This is a genomic window from Acidimicrobiia bacterium (genome assembly GCA_035948415.1).
Taxonomy (GTDB): Bacteria; Actinomycetota; Acidimicrobiia; order IMCC26256; family PALSA-555; genus PALSA-555.
Map to the genome: position 1 here is coordinate 1 of DASZJD010000094.1, position 22,471 is coordinate 22,471.

Here is a 22,471-nt window from a genome sequence, read left to right on the forward strand (position 1 = left end):
CAGCGTCGGGGCCAGCACGGCTGGCAGTGCGTCGGCGGCAAGGTCGGGTCGTCCGCCCCTCGACACGATCGCGCCGATCCGATCTCCCTGCTGGGCGCTGGCCACGAGCGCCGCCGCGGCGCCGGTGCTCGCACCGAAGTAGCCGACTGCCGCCGTCCGGCTGGCCCGGTCGTCGAGCCACGCGACCGCGGCCACGAGCCGCCCAGCAAGAAGCGGGATGTCGAAGCGCAGACGACCTGCTCGCGCGTCGATCGCTTCCTCGTCCCGCGTCAGCAGGTCGACGAGCATCGTGCCGAACCCGCGCCCTTCGAGCCGGCGCGCCACCTGCTGGTTGCGGGGGCTGTGGCGGCTGCTCCCGCTGCCGTGGGCGAACACGATCACTGCGCGCGCGTCCTCGGGGAGTCGCAGGTCCGCCCCCACGACCGCATCCCCCGCTCGGACCTCGACCGCTTGGTGCGACGTCACGGCACCAGCTCACCGGCCGCGAGGAGGTGATCCTCCCGACGCGGGCGTGCGGTGGCGAGCCTGGAGCGGCGCCACCGGCCGTGGCGCGAGCCCCATCGACAACGCACCGGGCGAACGGGCGCGGGTGTACCGGGAGTTCGGCTCAGCCGGCGCGCGACAGCACCTGTCGCTCGTAGGCGACGACCGTCTGGATCTGTCGGCGGCTGAGGATGCCCGCGCCGAAGGCGGGCATGACTCCCTTGCCGTTTGACACGAAGGTGACCTGGTCTTCCGCGTTGGGAAAGTCACGCACCAGTCGGCCCATCGTGAACGATGGCCCGACGCCGCCCTGGCCGCGAAGGCCGTGGCAGGTCACGCACTCGGCCGTGTAGACCTTGCGCCCGGCAAGCAGGGTCGGGTCGTGGGCCAACGCGCCGGTGGGAAGGGGCGCCGAGGTGCTCGCGCCTCCGCCACCCCCGCCGCAGGCAGTGAGCGCGACGACCGCGGCGATCGCAAGTGTCCCCGTTCCCGCCCGCAGGTGCCACCGGTGAGGCACGGCTCGCTCTTACTCCGGCGGAGCGGACGGCGCAACCACAGGCGCTCTCGCTCCGACTCTGTCCGGGCGCTCAGCCGCCCCTCGCGGCCTTGGTGAGCAGGAGGACGGGTGCGGGATGCTGAGGAGCGGGTGCGCCCTTGGTCGGAAGCTGGATCCACGACACGACGTCCCCGTTGCTGTAGGTCTGGATCGCCTTGAACGTGAGCTTGTTCGTGTTCTTCGGCAGACCGGCGAAGACCGGGAAGAGGTCGAACGCCCCCGGTGCGATGCCGCCGTTCGTGGCGGTCCAGGTGACCTCGGTGACGGCGCTGGTGAAGGTGCCGTCGTCGGTGGTGATCGGCTTGGCCAGCGTTTGGCTCTGGGAGGTGAAGCTCCACCCCGTCTTCTGGCCCACCAGGACGTTGGCGAAGGGATGGTCGAGGGGGAACTGGACGTCAACCTTGACCGTGTTGGCGTTCGGCTCCTCGTTGGGGACCCGGAACGAGAACACGGCGGTGCTGCCCTTCGGCTCGGAACCCGGGTCGATCTCGACGTGTGCCCACGCCGGGCTCGCCGTAAGGACCACGCCCCCGAGGACGGCAAGTGCGCTCAGGATCCGCGAGCGGCGACCGGGATGGCTCATTCGGGGCTCTCCTTGTGGTGGAACGGGTCGTGAGGTAGTCGCTTGACCGGCCCGGCGAGTTCCCAGATTTGCTTTCTTCGACCGGCGAAATTGTGGACCGGGGGAACTCCGGCGCCTCCGGCGGCGACTATCTGGGCATGGACTGTGTACAGATGCGTGCTGCGATCTCGGCCGATCTCGATGGCGAGGACCTGCCGGTGGCTCGGGCCGTCCTCGAGCAACACCTGCTTGGCTGTCCGGGCTGTCGGGAGTACCAGACCGCGGCGGACGTGCTGAATCGGCGGGTGAGGCTGACTCCCGCCCCGCTCGTACCGAACCTGACCGGTCGGATCCTCGGCACGATCGGCGACGGGGCTCAGCCGGCACCAGCGACCCAAGGGCTTCGACTGGGCGTGGGCGTGCTGGGCTTGCTCCAGCTCGGCCTGTCGACCCCGGCGCTCGTCTTGGGAAGCGACGCCGGCCTGCCCGTGCACCAGGCTCGCCACCTGGGCTCGTTCGGGGTGGCGCTCGCCATCGGCTTGCTGGTCGCGGCATGGCGGCCGGAGCGGATCGCCGGGCTCTTGCCGCTGGCCACGGTCCTGGTGGTGTGCCTCGTCGGGAGTGCGATCGCCGACACGAGCACCGGTGCGGTCGCCTGGACCGCCGAGTTCCCACATCTCGTCGAGGTCCTCGGCCTGGTCGGCCTGTGGCTGCTGGACCGCGCCGACCGAGGGGTCGACCCGGAGATCTCCCTCGCGTGACCTCGCGTCGCGCTCTCGTGCGCGTTGGCGCCCTGGGCGGGCTCTCGGCGGCGTTCGTGGTGATGCTGGCGACGCCGGCCTTCGCGCACGCGGTGCTGCTCCAGACGGTCCCAGGTGAGGGAGCGGTGCTCACCACGCCACCACGAGCCGTGAGCCTGCGGTACAACGAGCAGGTCACCGTCAGCCCCGGGTCCATCCGCGTGTACGACAGCAGGAGCAACCGGGTCGACTCGGGAGCGATCAGTGCCAGCGGCGACACCGTCCGCGTCGGAGTCCGCCCCCATCTCGCCGACGGCGCCTACGTGGTCACGTGGCGGGTGATCTCCGCTGACACCCACCCCGTGGAGGGCGCGTTCGCGTTCCAGGTCGGGCTGGCCGCCAACGCCACGGCGCCCAACGTCACCGGGCTGGCGCAGAGCTTGCTGCACAACCAGAAGGGCGACCAGACCGTCGGCGTGGTCTACGGCGTCCTGCGCGGGACGTTGTATGCCGGCGTCGCCCTTCTCGTCGGCGCGGTGGCGTTCGCCCTCTTCGTCTGGCCCGACGCTCGTGGCTTGCGCCGCACCGCTCAGCTGCTCTGGGCGGGCTGGATCACCACCGCCGCCGTCACGGTCGTACTGATACCCGTCCAAGGGGTCTACGGCGCGGGCTTGAAACTGGACGCGCTGCTCCGCACCGATCTCATCCGGGGAGTCCTTGGCACCCAATTCGGGCACATGTCGGTCCTGCGCCTCGCGCTCCTCGTCGGCTCGGTCCCCTTGCTGCGCCTCCTGCTCCGCGATCCGGCCCGGCATCCCGTGCCCACCTGGGCCCGGCCCGCCGCGGTCGGCTTGGCGGGCGTCCTCGCGCTCACGTTCGCGCTGTCAGGCCATGCCCACACCGGCGACTACACCCCGGTCGCGATCACCGGGGACCTCGTCCACATCAACGCCATGGCCGTCTGGCTCGGCGGGCTCGCGGTGCTGGCCTACGCGGTGTTCCCCGGACGGCCCGTCGACCAACTCCGTGAGGTCGTCCCGCGCTTCTCGCGCACTGCGGTGGGCTGTGTCGCGGCGCTCGTCATCAGCGGCAGCTTTCAGTCGTGGCGTCAGGTTCGAACCTTCCACGCCCTCCGCACGACCACCTACGGCCACACCCTCATGGTCAAGCTGTTCCTCGTTCTGATCCTGGTCGTCTTCGGGGCCCTCAGTCGCCAGGTCGTCGGCTTCCTCTTCCCCTCCCGGGCGCCCGGCCGCGAGGATCGCCGGGTGCCGGTCGTGGCCGGCGGCGCCGATGACGACCGATCCGGCGCTCAGGACTCGTCCAATGCGGAGTTCGACGACGAGGACTGGGAGATCGACGAGGAGTTCGAGCTCAAGCGGCTCAAGCGGTCGGTCGTCGCGGAGGTGCTGCTCGGCGTCGCCGTCATCGCGGTCACGGCGCTGCTCGTCAACGCCGCCCCGGCGAAGGTCGCCGCCGCCAACCGCAACGGGGGCGTGGCGGGCGTCACGCTGAAGGCGTCCCAAGTCTGGGTGGACGTCACCGTCGCACCCGGCGTCGCGCCGGGCGCCAACGACGTCCACGTCACGGCCATCCTGCCCAGCGGCGCGCCCACCAATCTGCTGAACCTCACCACGACCATCGACTACCCCAATCGCCACATCGCGCCCCTGACGATCCCGATGCGACGCCTTGGACCCGGCCACTACCTGTCACCAGGTTTCACCATCCCCTTTCAAGGCAACTGGCGCATCACCGCGCACGCCCAAACCGACCCGTTCACCGAGGTCACGCTCGTCGGAACGGTCCCGATCGCGTAAAACACGAGTTTGAGTTGGGCGCGAACGAGTCGGTCTCATCGATGCCCTGAGTGAATGCCGAAAGGCACGGCTCGGTACGAGTACCGCGGTGGGCGGCCTCGTAGCTTCCGCAGCTGGGCTAGCGGGCCCGGTCCGGGCGGGCCTGGCGAGCTCGACCCGGACGAACGAGGGAGCAGGACGATGGAGCTGCCGCGGATCAGATCCGCAGCTGAAGTGCTGGCAGGTTCTCGAGCCGTTCGACCGCGCTGCTTGCGCTCGCGATCAGATCATCAGTCTCGAGGTCATCCGCATCTCGGGAGATGGCCAGCCCAAGCTCGGCCAGCGCCGAAGCGGTTGCGACTTGATGGTCATCCACGTGCTCTCGATAGGTAGCCCGTCGGGGGATGACGACCGGACAGCGACCCGCGTCAAGTGCAAGCAAGACCGAACCCACGCCAGCGTGCGACACGACGACGTCGGCCTCGGCGATTGCCTTGGTCAGAGCCGTGTGGGTCAGGAAGCGGGTCACCGCTGTATCAGCTCTTGGTGGTTCGGTATGGCCGACCTGCCACGTGAGTTCGGCCCCCTCGGGCAGCGCTCGCAACACTCCGCGGACAAGTCGATCGAATGTGAAGCGCATCGTCCCGAGCATCACGACGACTCGCAGGGGTCGATTCGGCGTTCTTCTCGGAACGGAAGGACAGAATGCCTCGAAGACCGAGCCGGCGAAATGCCAGCGACTTCCATTCCAACCGCGGGACTGGTTGTAGAGCCGTACGCCAGGAACCGCGGCGACGAGGCGGCCCGTGAGCGACGGTCCCGTGGTGCGGGCTGCGCTCTCAATGAAATGGGCCGGGAGCCCAGTGAGCCGGGCCGCGGCGAGGTACGGAACGGCGATCGCCGCGCCCGTGCTGAGCACGAAGTCCCAACCCTCGGCTACCTGTCGGCGAGCCGGGCCAAGGGCTGCCAACGCACCGCGCCAATCGCGCGGCGGCAAGTGCGGGGCTAGATAGACGTGCTCGGAGACCGGCAACTCCTCGGCCCGTTCTCCGGGGGACGTAACCCACCCAACATGGTCCACGCCGGCCATGCGCCGACGAAGACGGACGAGCTCTGACAGATGACCGCCAGCGGACGCGACCAGTAGCGCGTTCACTCAGGAGCCCGTCGAAAAGCAGCCGGCAGGTCCTTGGTCAGGCTCCCCAGTGCGGCGGTTCGGACAGTTCTCGGCTGGGATGCTCGTTGCCGGTCGAGACATCCGAATATTCGACAACGAAGGCCAACTCCCCCTCGACCCGACCCGCGACTACTGGCCCCGGCCGTGAACTACGCGCCGTCCGTCTCGCGACATCCGCCTCCGATGTCTTGCGACAGGACATGCGTCCGTGGGCGAGGGGGGACTTGAACCCCCATGTCCTTGCGGACACAGGAACCTGAATCCTGCGCGTCTGCCAATTCCGCCACTCGCCCGGCAGGCGAAGACCCTACTTTCAGAGGACACGCGCCCGAGACTCGGGCCCGAGCGATACTGCCTCCGCTGCTCGCGTCTCCTGGTCGACATTGGTAATCGCGGGTGGTCTAACTACTCGGGACACACGGCTGGTGCGGTTCAATGGGGTCACAGATGATCACGTGGTGGGTTGTGGGTGGCGTGCCCGGCTGCGATGGGCCTCCTTGCTGCGATGGGCCTCCTGGCTGCGGCACGGACGGGGGCACCGTGTACTGCGGGGGCGCCTGGTAGAGCGGATACGTCGTCGATGTCGTTGGCAACGTGAGCGTGGTGGAAGCGCTTGGGTGGACCGTCTTGACGCCGCCACTCGATCCGCTGCGGCTCCATGCCCACCCACCGAGCGCGAGCAGGGCCGCGATGAGGACGCCGGCCCCCACACCCGCCCAGCCGCCGGGGGCCCCCCGGATCCCTCCCGCGACGAGGGCGCGCAGCGTCTGCCCGGCGGCGGCCCGTGCCGCACCCACGGCCACGGGAATCGTGACCAAGGCCGCCGGGTTTTCCTCGACGCCTGCGACCAACCCTTCGGCCTCGGCCTCGACGGCCGGCGCCACGCCCGACAGCCCCATCCGAGCCCTGAACCAGCTGTCGTAGACGTTCGCGCGGAAGAAGTCCACGATCGCTTGGCTGCTCTGGCCGACCATGGCTCGGGCCTGGGCCAGTTGGGCTCGGACAACGGCGATCTCCTGGCGGGCCAGGTCGATGGAGGACTGTTCGGTCCACCCCCCGGAATCCTCGACGGCCCATCGAAAGTTCGGGTCGATTCCTTTACTGAGTTGGGCCTGCAAGCTGCGCTCAGCGGATTGCTGGAGGGTCTGGAGGCCCTGGATCCACTGATCCAGCACTTGGGCCTCAAACCCGGGGACTGCTCCCATCGCTCAGTCCTCGACCGACGATTCGTCCGGAGCGCGGGCCGGAAGTTCCAGCGTTTGCAGACTCAGCCCGTCGTAGCGGTGGACCCGCTGACCTTGCAGGTCAACGAGCCACGCGGTGTCATCGCGCACCACGAGGCCGATCTCGAACGCCTTGCGCCGGAAGGTGTCGGCGTCAAGGCGCCGGGCAGCGAGGTCGTCGAGGAGCCGCCCGTACTCGCCGAGCGTGCCCTCCAGGACCGCGAGCACCTCGTCGGCTGCCTCGGCAGGCGCGTCCAGGGCCACGAGCCGCCGGCCGTCCGTCCACGCGGACCACCCGTTGGAACACAACACCCTGGCCCAGCCATCAGCGCGCTGCTCCAAGACACGCACCTCGAGACCAGCGTCCAAGGTCGCGTCTGCCGACCGGGTCGGGTCGGGCTCATTCCAGGCCCACAGCCCTCCCGCAGGAACCCGATGCGTCGGAACGAACGGCTCGGTCATCACCATCCCCACGTGCCGATGGGCGGTCGCCGATCGGCGCGGGCGGCGCGCTCTACGCCCCAGCGCCCGCGCATGCTGCCGCGATACCGCCGACCTCGATCACGAGAACCACGGGCGGCCGACCGGAAGTTGCCGACACCCACCCTGACCACCCCCCGACGCCGCCCGTCGGGCCCTTCACCCCAAACCATGCGCCGGTCTCACCCACCTGTCAATCCTGCCGAAGCCAGCGGTCACCCGGAACAGCGGGGCGCGCCGCGGTACCGCCCGCCGGGACGGCGGGTCACGGCGACTCGCGGGAACGGCACGCACAAGCAGGTCAACGGGAGTATGCGTTACCGATGCGGACGAAGGCGCAGGAGCCCGAGAAACCTGAATCCTGCGCCTCTGCCGATTCCGCCACTCGCCCGCGCGGCGAGGGAGCGTACGAGTCAGCTTCGCAGCATCCCGCCGGACACGACGTGGTCCTCTCCGGTGACGAAGGACGAGGCGTCACTCGCGAGGTAGACGACGGCGCCGACGATCTCGGTCGGTTCCGCGACCCGCCCGAGCATCGTGGCTGCCGCCGTCCGCTCGAGGAGCCCGGGGCTGGCGCGCTCCGCGCCCAGCATCATCTCAGAGACGAATGGTCCTGGCGAGATGACGTTGGCGCGCACCTTCCATGGCGCCCATTCACGGGCCATGACCTTCGTGAGCACGACAAGGCCAGCCTTGCTGGCCGCGTAGGCGCCGTTCCCCCAGCCGCCGACGTACGCGCCGACCGAGGAGACGTTGATGATGCTGCCTCCCTGGCCGTCTCGCATCCGCGGCGCGATGAGCGCGCTGAGCCGCAACGGCCCCTCGAGGTTGACCGCCTGCAGCTTGCGCCAGTACTCGAGCGTGAGGTCGACGACGGGCGTCGAAGCGGGGTTGATGCCGGCGTTGTTGACGAGCACGTCGATCCGCCCAAAGCGCTCGAAGACCCGGTCGACGAAGGCGGGAATGGCGTCCCACTCGCCGACGTGGCAGGCCAGCCCGACCGCGTCGCGTCCGGTAGCGGCGGCTACGTCGGCGGCGACGGCGACGCACCGCTCTTGCTTCCGGCTCGACACGACGACGGACGCCCCGGCGCGGGCGAGTCCCTCGACCACGGCGCGCCCGATCCCCTTCGTGGCGCCCGTGACCACGGCGACTCGGCCAGTCAGGTCGAACAACTCGGGGAGCTGCCGGGTCGTCATTCTCTGGCCCCCTGCGGGTCCGGACGGGATGGGCACCCTGAGTGCTCAGTCATCACGCTGATCTCCTCGGGGGGCGTGAGTCTGGCAGCGTTCTCCGGGCGCCGCCGCCGTACACTCGCTGGCCGTGGGACTCCAGGGTTTCGAACGCAGGCTCGAGCAGCTCGTCGAGGGCACGTTCGGGAAGGCCTTCCCGAGCGGCCTCCAGCCGGTCGAGGTCGGCCGGAAGGTCACCCGGACCCTCGACTCTGAGCGCACCGTCGGGGTCGACGGCGTGCCGATCGCCCCGAACAATCTGGGCGTGTACCTGGCCCCGCAGGACTTCGACCGGTTCCACGACTTCGCTGACGTCCTCGCCCGGGAGCTCGCCGAGGTCGCCCGCGAGCACGCCCGCTCCGAGGGCTACCACTTCGTGGGGCCGGTCACCGTCACGCTCGTCGCCGACGACGAGCTGCGAGCCGGCGAGTGCGACATCGCGGCGGAGATCCACGAGGGCGGGCGAGTCGGCTCACTCGTGCTGCCGGACGGCCGGCGCATTCCCCTCGGGGAGGAGCCCGCGCTCATCGGGCGCTCCCCGGACTCGACCGTCGTGATCGCAGACCCGCGGGCGTCCCGACGACACGCCGAGATCCGACCCGCGGGGCATGGCTTCCTCGTCGCCGACTTGGGCTCCATGAACGGGACGGTCGTGAACGGGGCCGCGGTGCGCGAGCACGTCCTGCAGGACGGCGACGAGCTCCGCATCGGATCGACGACGCTGCGGTTCGAGGAATCGTGAGCCACCAGCGCCGCCGCGAGGCGGCGCTGGACGCGGGGGTGCCGTGCCCGAGTCGGTCCTGACCGTCCTCAAGTTCTGCTTCCTGGCCCTCCTGTACCTCTTCTTGTTCCGGGTCGTCCAGGTCGTCGTGCGCGAGCTGCGCGCCCCCGAGGCGGACGAAGTGGCGGACGGCCGCCGGGACCGCAAGACGAGGAAGGGCGTTCGCCTGCGGATCCTGGAGCCGCAGGAACACGAGGGTGAGCTCTACCAACTCGGGGAGGAGATCACGGTCGGACGTGGTGGCGGTTGCAGCATCGTGCTTCCCGATGACCACTACGTCTCGACACTCCACGCTCGCGTCTTCCGGCGCGGCGACGAAGTGCTCGTCGAGGACCTCGGATCGAGGAACGGCACCTACCTCAATGGCAGCCCGGTCACGTCTGCGACGCGACTGCGCCGCGGCGACCGAGTCCAGTTCGGCCAGACCGTGGCCGAGGTCGTCCGATGACGCTTCGGCTGGTCGTCGGCGCCGCGACGGATGTCGGGCGCGTCCGTGGTCACAACGAGGACGGCTATCTGGTCGACGACCAGCTGGGGCTCGTCGCCGTCGCTGACGGGATGGGGGGCCATCAGGCCGGCGAGGTGGCCAGCGCCACCGCGCTCGAGGCGCTGCGCGCCGCCGTCGGCTCGGGTGCCGGCGTACGCGACGCCGTCAACTCGGCCAACGACGCCGTGTACGAGAAGTCGACGACCGACGAGCGGCTCCGAGGGATGGGCACCACCCTCACCGCCGGCACGCTGGCCGCCGGTGGCACGCTCCTGCTCGGCCACGTCGGAGATTCCCGGGCCTACGTGTTCCACGACCACGAGCTCCGGCGTGTCACGACCGACCACAGCCTCGTCGAGGAGCTCATCCAGGCGGGCGAGCTCACTGAGGTCGAGGCCGAGGGCGACCCGCGCCGGTCGATGATCACGCGGGCGCTCGGGATCGAGCCCGCCGTCGACGTTGATCTGTACCCGGTTCAGGTGTCGAGCGGCGACCGACTGCTGCTCTGCTCCGACGGCTTGACCGGGATGGTGACCGAAGGCGAGATCACCGACGTGCTCTCGAGTGAGCTCGATCCCGCGGCCGCGGCCCGGCGCCTCGTCGAGACCGCCAACCAGGCCGGTGGGATCGACAACGTCACCGCCTTGGTCGTCGACGTCGTGGACGACGAGGACGCCACCGCGTCCCTGCCCGCCGTTCAGCCGGCCCCAGCCGAGGAGCCGCCCGCGGTCGAGCCGGCGCCCCCGGCCGGGCGCGTGCCCCTGCGACAGCGACGCTGGTTCCGCATCCTCCGCTGGGCCTTGCCCATTCTCCTGGTCGTCGGCGTCGGCCTCGGCGTCGTCGCGTGGTACGCCCGGAACACCTACTACGTCGGGTCCGACCTCGGGAATGTCGCCATCTTCCGTGGCCGCCAGGGGGGCGTCCTGATCTGGAACCCGACCCTCGAGCAGCGCACGAACGTGCTCGTCAACGACCTCCCGCCGCAGCAGCGCCAACAGGTCAAGGGCGGGCACGGCCAGTTCTCGTCGCTTGGTGACGCGCGTGCGTACGTTCGCCAGCTCCGCCGTCGGGCGGTCCAGCACCCGACGCCGACGACCGCCGCCCCGCCAACGACGTGAGCACCGCCCCGACGCGCCGCCGGACGTCCGAGCTCGGCCTCGGAGTCCTCGCCGTCATCGTGGCCGCCTTCGGCTACCTGCTCGTGCAATTGGCCCAGAAGCCCGACGTGCCCCCCGACCTCTGGGTGATCTTCGTCGCCGTTCTCGGGCTCTTCCTCGGTGCCCACGTCGCCGTGCGCCGGCTGGCGCCAGAGGCCGATCCGGTTCTCCTGCCGCTGGCCGCGCTCCTGAACGGCCTCGGCTTCGTGACGGTGGCCCGCATCGACAGCGGGCTCGGACGGATCCAGGCCATCTGGACCGCGGTCAGCATCGTCGCCTTCGTGCTGACCCTCCTCTTGGTCCCACGGATCCGGACCCTCGAGCGCTACCGGTACACCTTCTTGTTCCTCGGCATGGTCGCGCTGCTGCTGCCGCTGGCGCCGGGTCTCGGCAAGACGATCAACGGCGCCCGACTCTGGGTGGGGATCGGCCCCGTCAACTTCCAGCCGGGTGAGGCGGCCAAGGTCATGCTCGTGCTCTTCTTCGCGGCCTACCTCGTCGACAAGCGTGAGCTGCTCGCCAGCGGCACCCGTCGGATCGGCCGCCTGCACCTTCCCGAGCCGCGCCACCTCGGTCCGCTCCTGCTCGCATGGGGCATCTCGATCCTGATCATGGTCCGGGAGACCGACCTCGGACAGGCGATGCTGCTGTTCGCTCTGTGCGGGGTGATGCTCTACGTCGCGACCGACCGCGCCGCCTACACGCTCTTCGCAGTCGTTCTCTTCCTCGCGGCCTCGCTCGTCGCCTACCAGGCGTTCGGCCACGTGCAGACGAGGGTCCAGACCTGGGTCGACCCGTTCCGGTACGCAAACAGCAAGGGCTACCAGCTCGTGCAGGGTCTCTTCGGCTTCGCCGCCGGGGGCTTCGGTGGGACTGGCCTCGGCCTCGGCAACCCGAAGCAGATCCCGAACGCAGCCACCGACTTCGTCTTCGCGTCGATCGGCGAGGAGCTCGGCCTGCTCGGCGGCGTGGCTGTCCTCGTGGCCATCCTCTTGTTCGTCGGCGCCGGACTGCGGATCGCGGTGCGAGCTGATCGGCCGTTCCCGAAGCTGTTCGCCACCGGGCTCACCGCGATCATCGGACTCCAGAGCTTTGTGATCATCGGCGGCGTGACCCGCACGATCCCGCTCACGGGCGTCACGCTCCCGTTCATCTCGTACGGCGGCTCATCGCTGGTGGCCAACTGGGTGATCCTCGCGCTGCTGCTCCGGATCTCGGACGACAACGCACGCGGAACGCCGGCGCGACGGCGCGGCGCCGTGGCGCGCGCCCCGTGAACCCGGCCATCCGAAAGCTTGGGGTCGCGCTCGTCGTACTCCTCCTCGTGCTCGTCGGTCAGCTCACATACCTCCAGATCGTCGACGCGAATAGCCTCAACCACAATCCCCACAACACCCGAGCCTTGCTCCAGAACGCCAACCGGGCGCGAGGCGACATCGTCACCGCCGACGGCACCGTGGTCGCCCATTCGGTGAAGGTGTCCGACGGCACGGTCTTCAAGTACCTGCGCGAGTACCCCACGCGTGAGCTGTTCTCGCAGGTGGTCGGGTACCAATCGTTCGTGTTCGGGGCGACCGGCGTCGAGAAGACCTACAGCCGCGATCTCACCGGCCAGAGCCTGCAGCTCCAGTTCAACAACGTCGGCGGGCTCCTGTCGGGCAACCAGATCACCGGCACAGCCGTTCTGTCGCTGCGTGCGGACGCGCAACGGGCCGCGCAAGCCGCGCTCGGCTTTCAACGGGGCTCGGTCGTGCTGCTCGACGTCAAGACGGGTCAGATCGTGGCCATGTACTCGACCCCGTCGTTCGACCCGAACCCGCTCGTCGTCCACGGCACGGCCCAGGCCCAAGCGGCCTTCACCGCGCTCCAGCAGAACCCGGACCGGCCGGCGCTCCCACGCGCTTACCGAGAGCGGTACCCGCCGGGCTCGAGCTTCAAGACCGTGACCGCGTCCGTCGCCCTCGAGAACGGGACCGCCACCCCCGACACCACCTTCGCCGTGCGCACCCAGCTGACGCTGCCCCAGACGACGAGCACCCTGAAGAACTTCGGCGGCGAGGCCTGCGGAGGCAGTCTCGTCGAGAGCTTCACGGTGTCGTGCAACACGACCTTCGGGCAGCTCGGCCTGCAGCTCGGCGAGCAGTTCGTCCCCGGCATAGCGAAGTTCGGGATCGGGCAGGCCCCTCCGCTCGATGCCAGTCCGGGCGCCGTCCCGAGCCTCGGGCCGCCGGCCGGGTCGTTCGGCAGCAACCAGCCCCTGTTCGCGTTCGCCGGCGTCGGACAAGGCGACGTGGCCGTGACCCCCCTCCAGATGGCGCTGGTCGCTGACGGGATCGCCAACGGCGGCGTGATCATGCAGCCGCACGTCGTGAGGGAGATCCGCGACTCCAACGACAAGCTCGTGCGGCGGATCGACCCGACGCCGTGGATGACGGCCACGACGCCGCAGGTCGCGGCGGCCGTGACGCAGATGATGGTGAACGTGGTCAAGAACGGGACGGGCACCGCCGCGCAGATCCCCGGGGTGACCGTCGCCGGCAAGACCGGCACCGCCCAGAACGCGCCGAACCAGTCGCCGCACGCGTGGTTCGTCGCGTTCGCCCCGGCCGAGGCGCCACGCTTCGCGGTGGCGGTGCTCGTCGAGCACGGCGGGAGCGCCGGGAACGACGCCACCGGCGGTCGCGTCGCTGCGCCGATCGCGGCGCGGATGCTGCGGGTCGCCCTCGGCATCCCGTGAGCGCGCGCCAGCGCCGATGGCGCGCCCCTGCGAGTCGAACCAACAGTCGGCGGCAAGACACCGCGCGACGCGTGCCGGCCGGTAGCCTGAAACGCCGATGAGCCAGGGCGAGGGCGTTTTCGCGGATCGGTACGCGATCGAACGGCCTCTGGCCCGGGGTGGCATGGCCGATGTGTTCCTCGCCCACGACCGTGTGCTGGACCGCGCCGTGGCGGTGAAGGTGCTGTTCCCCGAGTTCGCCCGGGACCCCAGCTTCGTCGAGCGGTTCCGTCGGGAGGCCCAGAGCGCCGCGTCACTCACGCACCCCAACATCGTCGGCGTCTACGACTGGGGCCAGGAACACGGGACGTACTTCATCGTCATGGAGTACGTCGAAGGGCGCTCGCTGCGCGAGATCCTGCGCGCGCAGGGCTCGATCCCCGCCGTGCAGGCCGCCGGCATCGCCGCCGAGATTGCCGACGCCCTCGCGTTTGCGCACCGCAACGGGGTCGTCCACCGGGACATCAAGCCGGGCAACGTGTTGATCACCCCGGCGGGCCAGGTGAAGGTCGCCGACTTCGGGATCGCCGCCAACCCGACCGACGCCGGGGCCAGCCTCACCCAAACCGGGGCCGTCATGGGCACCGCCACCTACTTCTCGCCCGAGCAGGCGCAGGGATTCACCGTGGACGGGCGGACCGACGTGTACGCGCTCGGCGTCGTGCTGTACGAGATGGTGACGGGCGTGGCGCCGTTCCAGGCCGAGAGCCCGGTGGCGGTGGCGATGAAGCACGTCCGGGAACTGCCGATCCCACCGTCGCAGTACGTCCCGGATCTTCCGATGGACCTCGAGCGCGTGATCCTCGCCGCTATGGCGAAGGACGTGCGCGCCCGCTACCAGTCCGCGGAGGCGATGCGCGAGGACCTCATCCGCTTCGAGCGCGGGCGGCCCGTCACGGCCGCGTACGCCTCCCTCGGGGACCCCACGGTGCCGGCGGCGACCGAGGCGACCCAGATGTGGCAGCCGCCCAAGCGCCGGTGGGGGCCGATCATCGCCACGGTGGCCGGTCTTGGCATGCTGGCGGCCGTGGTCGTGGTCCTGCTCGTGCCGGCGTTCCGTGACCAGGTGCTGGGCACCTCGGCGACGTCCGCGCCGAGCGTCACGGTGCCCGACGTCACCACGGGCAACCCGACCTACGCCATGGCCCGGGCGCGCCTCGTGAGTACCGGCTTCAAGGTCAAGCGGGTCGATGTCCTCGGCAACGGCCTCGAACCGGGGCGCGTGGTCAAGCAGAGCCCGCCGGCGGGCCAGCTGCTCGGGAAGGGCAAGACCGTCGCCCTCGACGTCTCCAACAACCAGCTGACCCTCCCGAACGTCGTCGGCCAGACCGTCACCCAGGCCACGCAGACGCTGCAGGCGCTGGGCGTCTCGGTCCAGCCCATGGACCAGTCGTCGCCCGACCAGCTGCCCGGCACGGTGCTCGGCATGAGCCCAGCGGCCGGTACGCGGGTGAGCCGCGGCAGCGCGGTCGTCCTCGCCGTGGCCAAAGCGCCGCAGGTCGCGGTGCCGGCGGTGATGGGCCAGGACCAGGTCGCGGCCTCCAACACCGTCACGGCGGCGGGGCTGCAGCCGCAGATCGTCCCGATGAACAGCGACACCGTGGCGGCGGGCAAGGTGATCAACACGAACCCAGCGGCGGGCACGATGGTTGCCAAGGGCTCGACGGTCCAGCTGTTCGTCTCGACCGGCCCCCAGACCGTGACGGTCCCGGACGTCGTCGGTCAGCCGCGCGACACCGCGATCGCGACCCTCACCGGCAAGGGCCTCAGCGTGGCGGCGACCTGCTCGACGAACAGTGCCGTGATCTCCGAGAACCCTGCCGGCGGTTCGATGGTCCAACCGGGTTCGCAGGTCGCGATTTCCTGCGCCATGTAGTGGCCGGCCGAACCGCTGCCCTCGCCGCCTGGTACGAGCAGCACGGGCGGCATGCGCTGCCGTGGCGGGCGACCCGCGACCGCTGGTCGGTGCTGGTCTCTGAAGTCATGCTGCACCAGACCCAGGCTCCCCGGGTCGAGGCCGTCTACCCGGCCTTTCTCGCTGAGTTCCCGACCGCGGCGGCGATGGCGGCCGCTGCCCCGGGCGACGTCATCCAGGCGTGGGGTCGGCTCGGCTACCCGCGCCGGGCGCGGCGCCTCTGGGAGGCTGCCCGCCGAATCGCGGACGCGGGCTGGCCGACCGACCTGCGCGAGCTACCGGGGGTCGGCCGGTACACCGCCGCCGCGGTCCGTGCCCAGGCCGACGACGCCGATGTGCCAGCCGTGGACCTGAACGTGCGGCGCGTCGTGGAGCGGGTGGAGGGTCGGCGCCTCACGATCGGCGAGGCCGAGGCCGCGATGGTGCGGGCGGGCGGGCCGCTCCGGGGGCGCGACCGGCTGCTGGCCCTCATGGACGTCGGGGCGACGGTCTGCCGGCCCGCGGCCCCCCGCTGCCCCGCCTGCCCGCTCCGTCGCCGCTGCGCTGCCCGGGGCCCGCTCGTCGCCGAGCACCGCGCCGCGCCCGCCCCGTACGAGGGCTCGTTCCGGCAACGCCGTGGCGCGGTCCTGGCCCGGCTGCGGGACGGGCCGACCCCCGCAGCCTTGCTCGACGCCGCGGCCCTGACCTCGCTGCGCCGCGACGGTCTCGCCGTGCTCGACGGGGCGACCGCTCGGCTCCCCTGAGCGTTGCGGCAACGGTGGCTCAGGCGGTCGCCGCGAGCCCGGCCCGGTCCAGGAAGTTGCGCAGCAGGTGGTGTCCGGACTCGGTGAGGATCGACTCCGGATGGAACTGGACCCCCTCTACCGGCAGGCGGCGATGACGAAGGCCCATGACGAGCCCGTCCTCGCTCTCGGCGGTCACGTCGAGCTCGGCCGGGACCGACGCCCGCTCGACCACCAACGAGTGGTAGCGGGTGGCGCGGAGCGGGTCCGGGAGTCCAGTGAAGACGCCGAGCCCGTCGTGGCTGATCACCGACGTCTTGCCGTGCATGACGCGCGGCGCGCGTCCGACGCGCGCTCCGTAGACATGGCCGATGCACTGATGGCCGAGGCAGACGCCGAGGACCGGGGTGCCGTGTTCGCCGCAGTCGCGGATCACGTCATTCGAGATCCCGGCGTCCTCCGGGCGCCCGGGGCCTGGCGAGACGAGGACCGCGTCGGGCTGCAGGCGGCGAATGCCAGCCAGGTCGACTGCGTCGTGTCGGTACACCAACGGCTCGGCACCGAGCTCGCCGAGGTACTGCACGAGGTTGTAGACGAAGGAGTCGTAGTTGTCGATCACGACGACCCGACGTGTCATGCACAGGCACTGTAGGGGGCTCCCGCGGTCCCGAGGGCTAGGTTCTTCGGCGTGCCGAAGACCAAGCGCGGCAGGCCGGCGCCGGCCAAACCTTCTCGCTACACGCCCCCGAAGCCCAAGACCGCCAAGCGCAGCCCGCTCTGGGTACCGGCGACGATGTTCACCGCCCTGGGGTGCGGGATGGTCGTGATCCTCGGGAACTACCTGCAGCTCCTGCCCGGCGGGGCCGTTCGGAACGGCTACCTCTTCCTCGGCCTCGGGTTGCTCGTCGGCGGGTTCGTCCTCTCCACCCAGCTGCGCTGACCAAATCACACGCCTGTCATTCTTCCCCAGGTTCATCCCCACCCTGTGGAAAACCCGAGAGTTGCGGCCGACGGCCCACGCCGAGGAGCCCCGGCACGCCGGCGAGTGTGGGGCTGGGGATGGGTTCGTCAACCCGGCAGAGCACCGGCCTCCGCAACCGGGTGAGGATCGCGAAGCAGGTCAGGCGACGGGGCCGATCCGGACCATGTCCTCGCGGCAGTGCCGGGGCGCCTCCGGCTCGTCGCCGGCCTGAGCCGCAGTCATCGTGACCTCGGCGCCGCAGACGATGCACCGGAAGCGGGCGTCGACGGGGACCACCCGGTCCGGGTCGGGCTCGGCGTCGGGCGTGATCATGAACTTGCGGAGGGCGCCGGCGCCGACCAGGTAGATCGCGAGCATCGCGACCACCGCCACCACGGTCCGCACCGCCCACCCGATCGCGGAGACGGCCAGGATCACGGTGCCACCGGCCCGGCCCAGGTCAGCGGAGGCGCTCGAGGACGGTGGCGTTCGCCATCCCGCCCCCTTCGCACATGACCTGCAGGCCGAAGCGGCCGCCGGACCGCTCCAGCTCGTTCAGCAGGGTTGCCATGAGGCGAGCGCCCGAGCACCCGAGGGGATGGCCGAGCGCGATGGCGCCACCGTTCACGTTGACCCGCGCCATGTCGGGGTGATGCTCGCGCTCCCAGGCGAGCACGACCGGCGCGAACGCCTCGTTGATCTCGACACGGTCGATCTCGTCGAGCGTGAGCCCTGCCCGCTCGAGGGCCTTCGTCGTTGCGGGAATGGGCCCGGTCAGCATGAGCACGGGGTCGACACCCGCGAGGGCGAAGGCGTGGAACCGTGCGCGGGGCACCAACCCGAGCTCCATCGCCTTGTCCTCGCTCATCACGAGCACGGCTGCCGCGCCGTCGGTGATCTGCGAGGAGTTGCCGGCGGTGATCACGCCGTCGGGCTTGAACGCCGGCTTCAGCTTTGCGAGCGCCTCGAGGGTCGAGTCGGCGCGGATGCCCTCGTCCCGCGTCATGGTCTCGCTGCTCTCGTCGGTCTGCACGTCGACGGGCACGATCTCACGCTCGAAGCGGCCCTCCTCGGTGGCACGCGCCGCGCGGCGGTGGGATTCGAGCGAGAACTCGTCGTTCTCCTCACGTGAGATGCTCCACTTCTCGGCGATCAGCTCGGCCGAGATGCCCTGCGGCACGAGGTCGTAGCGCACTGGAAGCTGACGGCCGAAGGGGTTCGTTCCCGGGAGCAGCGACGACCCCATCGGGGTCCTGGTCATGCTCTCGACACCGGCCGCGATGACGACGTCGTACGCGCCGGCAAGCACCCCCTGGGCGGCGAAGTGGGCGGCCTGTTGCGACGAGCCGCACTGACGGTCGATGGTCGTCCCGGTCACCGACTCCGGGAAGCCCGCCGCCAGCGCGGCGTTGCGGCCGATGTTGACGGCCTGGTCGCCGACCTGGGAGACGCAGCCCATGATGACGTCTTCGATGAGCGCAGGGTCAAGATCGTTCCGTTCGACGAGGGCGCGCAGGGTGTGCGCGGCGAGATCGACCGGGTGCCAGTCCTTGAGCCTGCCGTTGCGCCGCCCCAGTGGTGTGCGCACGGCGTCAACGATCACTGCACTCGCCATCAGATGCCTCCGCAGGGTGTGCCGTCGGTCGGGCCAACGATACGCTCCGCTCGGTGCCCCGGAATCTCGACGACGCGCTCGGGGACGGCGGGATGCCGTTGCTGGCGCAGCTCGGCCTGTCGTTCGAGCGGTACGGAGAAGGCTGGGCCGAGGCGACGTGGACGCCAACGACGCTGGCGTGCAACCCGCTCGGATCCGTCCACGGCGGCGTCTACGGCGTCGTGCACGACGCGGCCATGAACTTCGCCGCCAGCAGCGCCCTCGGGCGTGGCGACCGTGCGACCACGCTGGACGTCGCCTACCAGACGATGCGGTCCAGCCCCGCCGGTTCGCCTCTTTCGGTGCGGGGTGAGGTCGTCCGGCTCACGACGAGCGTCGCCTACCTGGAGTCGACGGTTCGGGACGCCGACGAGGCCCTCGTCTCTCGCGGGATGGCGACGTTCTTCGTGCGGCGTCGCGACGCGTGACGGCCACCGTCGCCACAGAGCCCCGACTCGACGGACCGCGCTCGGGCCGCGCGCGGTTCGGCTGGGTCGCGGAGCTCGCGGTCATGGCCGGGATCTACGTCGTCTACGACCGGCTGCGCGACCAGGTGGCGGGGCCGACCCACGTCGCGTTCGAGCACGCCAAGCAGCTGGTGGCCGCCGAGCGCTGGCTCGGCATCTACTGGGAGCGGGACGTCCAGCAGGCGTTCCTGCACGTCGACTGGTTCATCGCGTTCTGGAACATCTTCTACGGCACCGTCCACTTCGTGTTTCCGGTCGTCGCGCTCGTCTGGCTGTACCGGAAGGCCCCGGCTCGGTACCGCCGCTGGCGGACGACGCTGGTCCTGATGTTCGGGCTCGCAGTGTTGTCGTTCTGGCTGTATCCGCTCATGCCCCCCCGGGTCATGCCGGCGCGCTATGGGTTCGTCGACACGGCCGCGCACTACTACAACTTCGGCCCGCAGCTGCACGTTCGCTTCCTTCCGAACGGCCAGCCCAGCCGCGAGAGCATCGAGCAGTTCGGCAACCTGTTCGCCGCCATGCCCAGCTTCCACGTCGGATGGTCGACCTGGGCGGTCCTGGCCGTGTGGCCCATGGTGCGGCGGCGGTGGGTGAAGGCGGTGCTCATCGCCTACCCGCTGAGCATCTTGTTCTGCATCACCGTGACTGCGAACCACTGGCTGCTCGACGCCGTCGGCGGGTGGGCGGTGCTTGCCGTGGGCTATGCCGGTGCGGTCGTCCTCGAGCGGAGCGCGACCGCGGCTCGGCGCGTGCGGTCCGGCTAGTCCAGGATCGACGTCCGGACCCGCCGCCGGCGCACCGCCAGCCAGGCGGCGCCGAAGATCCCGAAGGTGGCCAGGCCCGCCAGCCACGGCGTGGCGCTCGGGCCGCCGCGGTTGGCGTTCACGCTCACCGCCGCCCGTCGGACGCCGCTGGGCCGGCCGCGCGTCTTGACTTGACCGGCGGCGGACTGGAACCAGTCCGGCCGCCAGAGCCAGATGACCGTCACGGGTTGCACTGCGCCCGGCTTCGGCGTCGCGAACGCCGGCAGCCGCGGCGTGAACGACACCTGGGTGACGGACTGGGCTGGCGCCGAGGGCCCGGCCACCGGCGGGGAAGCTGGCGACGCGTGCTGCGGAGGTGGGCTGGGCTGCGGCTCGATCAAGAACTGGGCCGGTGGGCTCTCGCTGAACCTGTGGGTGTTCTGGTCCTCGGCGCGGAGGGTCAGCGTGTACTGGCCGGGGGTCTGGAAGATGCTGGCCGGAGGCGTGTAGCTGGGCCCCGACTGCTGATCGATCTGGCCGTTGTTGAAGGACAGAGTCCACGTGTAGGTGACGCCGGGAGCGTTCGGGGAGTTGAACGTGAAGTGATCGGCTGGAGTGAGCTGGTTGTTCGGAGGGCCGGAGAAGAGTGCGCTGGGCGGGGGAGGTGGCGGTTGCGTTGGGGGCGTCGTCGTCGTCGGGCTCGGCACCGTGATGTTCTGCTGCAGGTTCTGCACCTGATCTGGGGGCACGTTGACGCCGAACAACACGTTGTTGTAGGTCCCCGGGCTCCCCGACACCTTGAACGTGCAGGACGTCGCGGGGTGCAGCGCGAGCGAGCACGGGTTCGTATCCACCTGATCGAGGGTGAAGCCTCCCGGGCCTGAAGACCAGCTAGCGGGCCAGTTCCCTCCCGGCCACAGCTGAGCCGGGGTCGCGGTGCTGCCGCTGGCCACCGAGAGCGTCACCGTCTGCCCCGGGCTCGGGCTCGGGGGGTTGAGCACGAACGCGATCCACTGGTTGGGAGGCAGGGAGTTGGCTGGACCCGGTACGGGGGTCACTGCGCCAGCCAGCTCGCTCAGGGCTCCGACCACCAGGACGGCGGCGACAACCCCGAGGCCGAGCGCTCGAGGCACATATCCCCACCCTGGCGGCCGCGCCATCGGATCATCATCGCGCGCGCGCCGAGCGTGAAATTCAGCACCCTGGGTGGCCTCGAGGCCCAGCCGGGCCGCTCAGATGCCAGCCACCGCCGTGACGGCCTCGGGGGTCAAGTCCGCCAGCGATGCGACGACGCGCGCGGCCAGGTCGAGGGCACTGGCCTCGGGTGGGAAGCGGCGGTTCGGGATGGCCACGACCAGGGCGCCCGCCGCGTGGGCGGACCGGATCCCATTCGTCGAATCCTCGACCGCGACGCACTCGCTCGGCGGCACCCGCAGCCCGGCGGCCGCCGCCAGGTACACGTCCGGAGCCGGCTTGCCACGCTCGACCTCCTCGGACGACACGACCGCGTCGAAGCAGCCTCGCAGCCCGCTGCCGTCCAGGAAGGCGTCGATGACCGGTCGGTTCGACGACGACGCCAGTCCGAGGGGCCAGCGTTCAGCGAGAGCCCGCACGGTCTCGACCGCGTGCGGGAGCAGTGGCAGGCACTCACGGTACGCGGCGAGGACCATGGCCGCGACGCCCTCGGAGATGGCGGCCGGGGAATCGCGAACGCCGAGCTCGTCGTGCAGGTACCGCGACCACTCCGGCGCGCTCATGCCCATCAGCGTGCGGGTCGCGGCCGGTTGCCACGTGCCGCCGTGCGCGGTGACGAACGACTTGCGGGCCTCATCCCAGGTCTGCTCGGAGTCGAGGAGCACCCCGTCGAGGTCGAAGAGGACGGCGGCCGTCACCCGGCGTCGCCCATGCGCAGCACCCGCTCACGAGGCATTCGCAGGAACTTGCCGGTCGCCTCGACCGTGACCACACCGGCCTGCAGCGCCCGCCCAGTCGCGGTCGTGACCCGTCCCGCGCGTGCACTCACCCAGCCCTCGAAGATCGTCTCGGTCTCGAGTCGCGTCGGGCGCCGGTACCGGACGTTGAGCTCCACCGTCGGCCCGGCGGCGGCCGCCAGCCGGTTGGCGGCCGTGAAGACCATGTCGAAGACACCGCAGAGCACGGCGCCGTGCACGCATCCAGGCGGGCCCTCGTAGGGCTTCGTGAACCGAGCCCGGCCGACGGCCCGGGGCGGCTCGAGGGAGATCCGCACCGGGAGGGCGAGCGGGTTGTACTCGCCGTGGATCACGTCGAACGGCGCGATCTCGTCGGGTCCCGCCTCCGGATCCGCCGCCGTCACGTAGAGGTACGGGACCTCCGACGGCACGAACGATGCCAGCCGTCCGGCGACGGCCTCGAGGTCGGCGGCGGCGACGCCGGTCTCCTCCGGAGGCGCCGTCGTGGTCACGGTCAGGGCGATCAGGCGACGCACCGCCGAGGCCAGGGCGCCGAGCTCGCGCTCGCGACCCCGAACCGTCGGGTGCAGGTGTGGCTCCACCGCCGGGCGAGTCTTCCAGAACC

Annotated in this window: 25 protein-coding genes and 1 tRNA gene; 12 read left to right on the forward strand and 14 right to left on the reverse strand. The window is 70.6% G+C overall.

What is annotated here, in order from left to right; translation table 11 throughout:
* From VG869_12540 to VG869_12550, 3 genes are all read right to left on the reverse strand, one after another.
* Window positions 1–465, reverse strand: a 465-nt coding sequence (locus VG869_12540) for a dienelactone hydrolase family protein (GenBank protein HEV3452019.1), incomplete at its 3' end; no start/stop codon positions are given.
* 142 nt (window positions 466–607) lie between these two features.
* Window positions 608–1,000, reverse strand: coding sequence for a cytochrome c (locus VG869_12545; protein HEV3452020.1), 393 nt, complete (start codon window positions 998–1,000; stop codon window positions 608–610).
* Between the two features lie 70 nt (window positions 1,001–1,070).
* A complete protein-coding gene (locus VG869_12550) occupies window positions 1,071–1,622 on the reverse strand; it encodes a YcnI family protein (protein ID HEV3452021.1) in 552 nt (183 codons plus the stop codon).
* Between the two features lie 92 nt (window positions 1,623–1,714).
* On the opposite strand from VG869_12550, the gene VG869_12555 reads away from it, so the two are divergent.
* Together VG869_12555 and VG869_12560 are read left to right on the forward strand one after the other, a co-directional pair.
* A complete protein-coding gene (locus VG869_12555) occupies window positions 1,715–2,362 on the forward strand; it encodes a zf-HC2 domain-containing protein (GenBank protein HEV3452022.1) in 648 nt (215 codons plus the stop codon).
* A gap of 17 nt (window positions 2,363–2,379) precedes the next feature.
* Window positions 2,380–4,161 (forward strand): copper resistance protein CopC, encoded by a 1,782-nt coding sequence (locus tag VG869_12560; GenBank protein HEV3452023.1) that lies wholly within the window; start codon window positions 2,380–2,382, stop codon window positions 4,159–4,161.
* 196 nt (window positions 4,162–4,357) lie between these two features.
* Here the strand turns inward: VG869_12560 and VG869_12565 are convergent, their stop codons facing one another.
* From VG869_12565 to VG869_12585, 5 genes are all read right to left on the reverse strand, one after another.
* Complete coding sequence (locus VG869_12565; GenBank protein HEV3452024.1) at window positions 4,358–5,059, reverse strand: glycosyltransferase; 702 nt, start codon at window positions 5,057–5,059, stop codon at window positions 4,358–4,360.
* 467 nt (window positions 5,060–5,526) lie between these two features.
* Window positions 5,527–5,610, reverse strand: a tRNA-Leu gene (locus tag VG869_12570).
* A 108-nt stretch (window positions 5,611–5,718) separates the two neighbouring features.
* Complete coding sequence (locus tag VG869_12575; protein ID HEV3452025.1) at window positions 5,719–6,522, reverse strand: hypothetical protein; 804 nt, start codon at window positions 6,520–6,522, stop codon at window positions 5,719–5,721.
* A 3-nt stretch (window positions 6,523–6,525) separates the two neighbouring features.
* A complete protein-coding gene (locus VG869_12580; protein HEV3452026.1) occupies window positions 6,526–7,002 on the reverse strand; it encodes a hypothetical protein in 477 nt (158 codons plus the stop codon).
* A 431-nt stretch (window positions 7,003–7,433) separates the two neighbouring features.
* Window positions 7,434–8,219: a glucose 1-dehydrogenase gene (locus VG869_12585; protein HEV3452027.1), complete on the reverse strand. Its 786-nt coding sequence runs from the start codon at window positions 8,217–8,219 to the stop codon at window positions 7,434–7,436.
* Between the two features lie 124 nt (window positions 8,220–8,343).
* On the opposite strand from VG869_12585, the gene VG869_12590 reads away from it, so the two are divergent.
* The 7 genes from VG869_12590 (at window position 8,344) to VG869_12620 (ending at window position 16,111) form a co-directional block, all read left to right on the forward strand.
* Window positions 8,344–8,994: a DUF3662 and FHA domain-containing protein gene (locus VG869_12590; protein HEV3452028.1), complete on the forward strand. Its 651-nt coding sequence runs from the start codon at window positions 8,344–8,346 to the stop codon at window positions 8,992–8,994.
* Between the two features lie 43 nt (window positions 8,995–9,037).
* Window positions 9,038–9,481, forward strand: coding sequence for an FHA domain-containing protein (locus VG869_12595; GenBank protein HEV3452029.1), 444 nt, complete (start codon window positions 9,038–9,040; stop codon window positions 9,479–9,481).
* Complete coding sequence (locus VG869_12600; protein ID HEV3452030.1) at window positions 9,478–10,638, forward strand: Stp1/IreP family PP2C-type Ser/Thr phosphatase; 1,161 nt, start codon at window positions 9,478–9,480, stop codon at window positions 10,636–10,638. Before VG869_12595 ends, VG869_12600 begins: the two co-directional genes overlap by 4 nt.
* Window positions 10,635–11,954 (forward strand): FtsW/RodA/SpoVE family cell cycle protein, encoded by a 1,320-nt coding sequence (locus VG869_12605; GenBank protein ID HEV3452031.1) that lies wholly within the window; start codon window positions 10,635–10,637, stop codon window positions 11,952–11,954. The genes VG869_12600 and VG869_12605 overlap by 4 nt, the downstream gene beginning before the upstream one ends.
* Complete coding sequence (locus tag VG869_12610) at window positions 11,951–13,414, forward strand: penicillin-binding transpeptidase domain-containing protein (GenBank protein HEV3452032.1); 1,464 nt, start codon at window positions 11,951–11,953, stop codon at window positions 13,412–13,414. The genes VG869_12605 and VG869_12610 overlap by 4 nt, the downstream gene beginning before the upstream one ends.
* A gap of 97 nt (window positions 13,415–13,511) precedes the next feature.
* A complete protein-coding gene (locus tag VG869_12615) occupies window positions 13,512–15,329 on the forward strand; it encodes a PASTA domain-containing protein (GenBank protein HEV3452033.1) in 1,818 nt (605 codons plus the stop codon).
* Window positions 15,329–16,111, forward strand: coding sequence for an A/G-specific adenine glycosylase (locus VG869_12620; GenBank protein ID HEV3452034.1), 783 nt, complete (start codon window positions 15,329–15,331; stop codon window positions 16,109–16,111). Before VG869_12615 ends, VG869_12620 begins: the two co-directional genes overlap by 1 nt.
* 19 nt (window positions 16,112–16,130) lie before the next feature.
* Here the strand turns inward: VG869_12620 and VG869_12625 are convergent, their stop codons facing one another.
* A complete protein-coding gene (locus tag VG869_12625) occupies window positions 16,131–16,727 on the reverse strand; it encodes an aminodeoxychorismate/anthranilate synthase component II (protein HEV3452035.1) in 597 nt (198 codons plus the stop codon).
* 51 nt (window positions 16,728–16,778) lie between these two features.
* Between VG869_12625 and VG869_12630 the strand changes: the two genes are divergently transcribed.
* Window positions 16,779–17,030, forward strand: a complete 252-nt coding sequence (locus tag VG869_12630; GenBank protein ID HEV3452036.1) for a cell division protein CrgA — start codon at window positions 16,779–16,781, stop codon at window positions 17,028–17,030.
* 180 nt (window positions 17,031–17,210) lie between these two features.
* Here VG869_12630 and VG869_12635 read toward each other — a convergent pair whose 3' ends face one another.
* Both VG869_12635 and VG869_12640 read right to left on the reverse strand, forming a co-directional pair.
* Entirely contained in the window at window positions 17,211–17,489 is a 279-nt protein-coding gene (locus VG869_12635) for a hypothetical protein (protein HEV3452037.1), read from the reverse strand.
* Window positions 17,490–17,511: 22 nt separating this feature from the next.
* Window positions 17,512–18,666, reverse strand: a complete 1,155-nt coding sequence (locus VG869_12640; GenBank protein ID HEV3452038.1) for a thiolase family protein — start codon at window positions 18,664–18,666, stop codon at window positions 17,512–17,514.
* A gap of 53 nt (window positions 18,667–18,719) precedes the next feature.
* Between VG869_12640 and VG869_12645 the strand changes: the two genes are divergently transcribed.
* Window positions 18,720–19,133, forward strand: a complete 414-nt coding sequence (locus VG869_12645) for a PaaI family thioesterase (GenBank protein ID HEV3452039.1) — start codon at window positions 18,720–18,722, stop codon at window positions 19,131–19,133.
* Between the two features lie 83 nt (window positions 19,134–19,216).
* Window positions 19,217–19,936, forward strand: coding sequence for a phosphatase PAP2 family protein (locus VG869_12650; protein ID HEV3452040.1), 720 nt, complete (start codon window positions 19,217–19,219; stop codon window positions 19,934–19,936).
* Here the strand turns inward: VG869_12650 and VG869_12655 are convergent.
* From VG869_12655 to VG869_12665, 3 genes are all read right to left on the reverse strand, one after another.
* Window positions 19,933–20,769: a hypothetical protein gene (locus VG869_12655; GenBank protein ID HEV3452041.1), complete on the reverse strand. Its 837-nt coding sequence runs from the start codon at window positions 20,767–20,769 to the stop codon at window positions 19,933–19,935. The genes VG869_12650 and VG869_12655 overlap by 4 nt on opposite strands.
* Before the next feature lie 378 nt (window positions 20,770–21,147).
* Window positions 21,148–21,807, reverse strand: a complete 660-nt coding sequence (locus tag VG869_12660) for an HAD family phosphatase (GenBank protein HEV3452042.1) — start codon at window positions 21,805–21,807, stop codon at window positions 21,148–21,150.
* The gene (locus VG869_12665) at window positions 21,804–22,448 is read right to left on the reverse strand and encodes a PaaI family thioesterase (protein ID HEV3452043.1); all 645 of its coding nucleotides are present in this window, start codon (window positions 22,446–22,448) and stop codon (window positions 21,804–21,806) included. Before VG869_12665 ends, VG869_12660 begins: the two co-directional genes overlap by 4 nt.
* Between the last annotated feature and the right edge of the window lie 23 nt (window positions 22,449–22,471).

Coding starts and splice junctions, on each gene's coding strand:
- VG869_12650 (HEV3452040.1), top strand. CDS start 19,217: ATGGCCGGGATCTACGTCGTCTACGACCGGCTGCGCGACCAGGTGGCG.
- VG869_12550 (HEV3452021.1), bottom strand. CDS start 1,622: ATGAGCCATCCCGGTCGCCGCTCGCGGATCCTGAGCGCACTTGCCGTC.
- VG869_12615 (HEV3452033.1), top strand. CDS start 13,512: ATGAGCCAGGGCGAGGGCGTTTTCGCGGATCGGTACGCGATCGAACGG.
- VG869_12600 (HEV3452030.1), top strand. CDS start 9,478: ATGACGCTTCGGCTGGTCGTCGGCGCCGCGACGGATGTCGGGCGCGTC.
- VG869_12625 (HEV3452035.1), bottom strand. CDS start 16,727: ATGACACGTCGGGTCGTCGTGATCGACAACTACGACTCCTTCGTCTAC.
- VG869_12585 (HEV3452027.1), bottom strand. CDS start 8,219: ATGACGACCCGGCAGCTCCCCGAGTTGTTCGACCTGACTGGCCGAGTC.
- VG869_12580 (HEV3452026.1), bottom strand. CDS start 7,002: ATGACCGAGCCGTTCGTTCCGACGCATCGGGTTCCTGCGGGAGGGCTG.
- VG869_12640 (HEV3452038.1), bottom strand. CDS start 18,666: ATGGCGAGTGCAGTGATCGTTGACGCCGTGCGCACACCACTGGGGCGG.
- VG869_12575 (HEV3452025.1), bottom strand. CDS start 6,522: ATGGGAGCAGTCCCCGGGTTTGAGGCCCAAGTGCTGGATCAGTGGATC.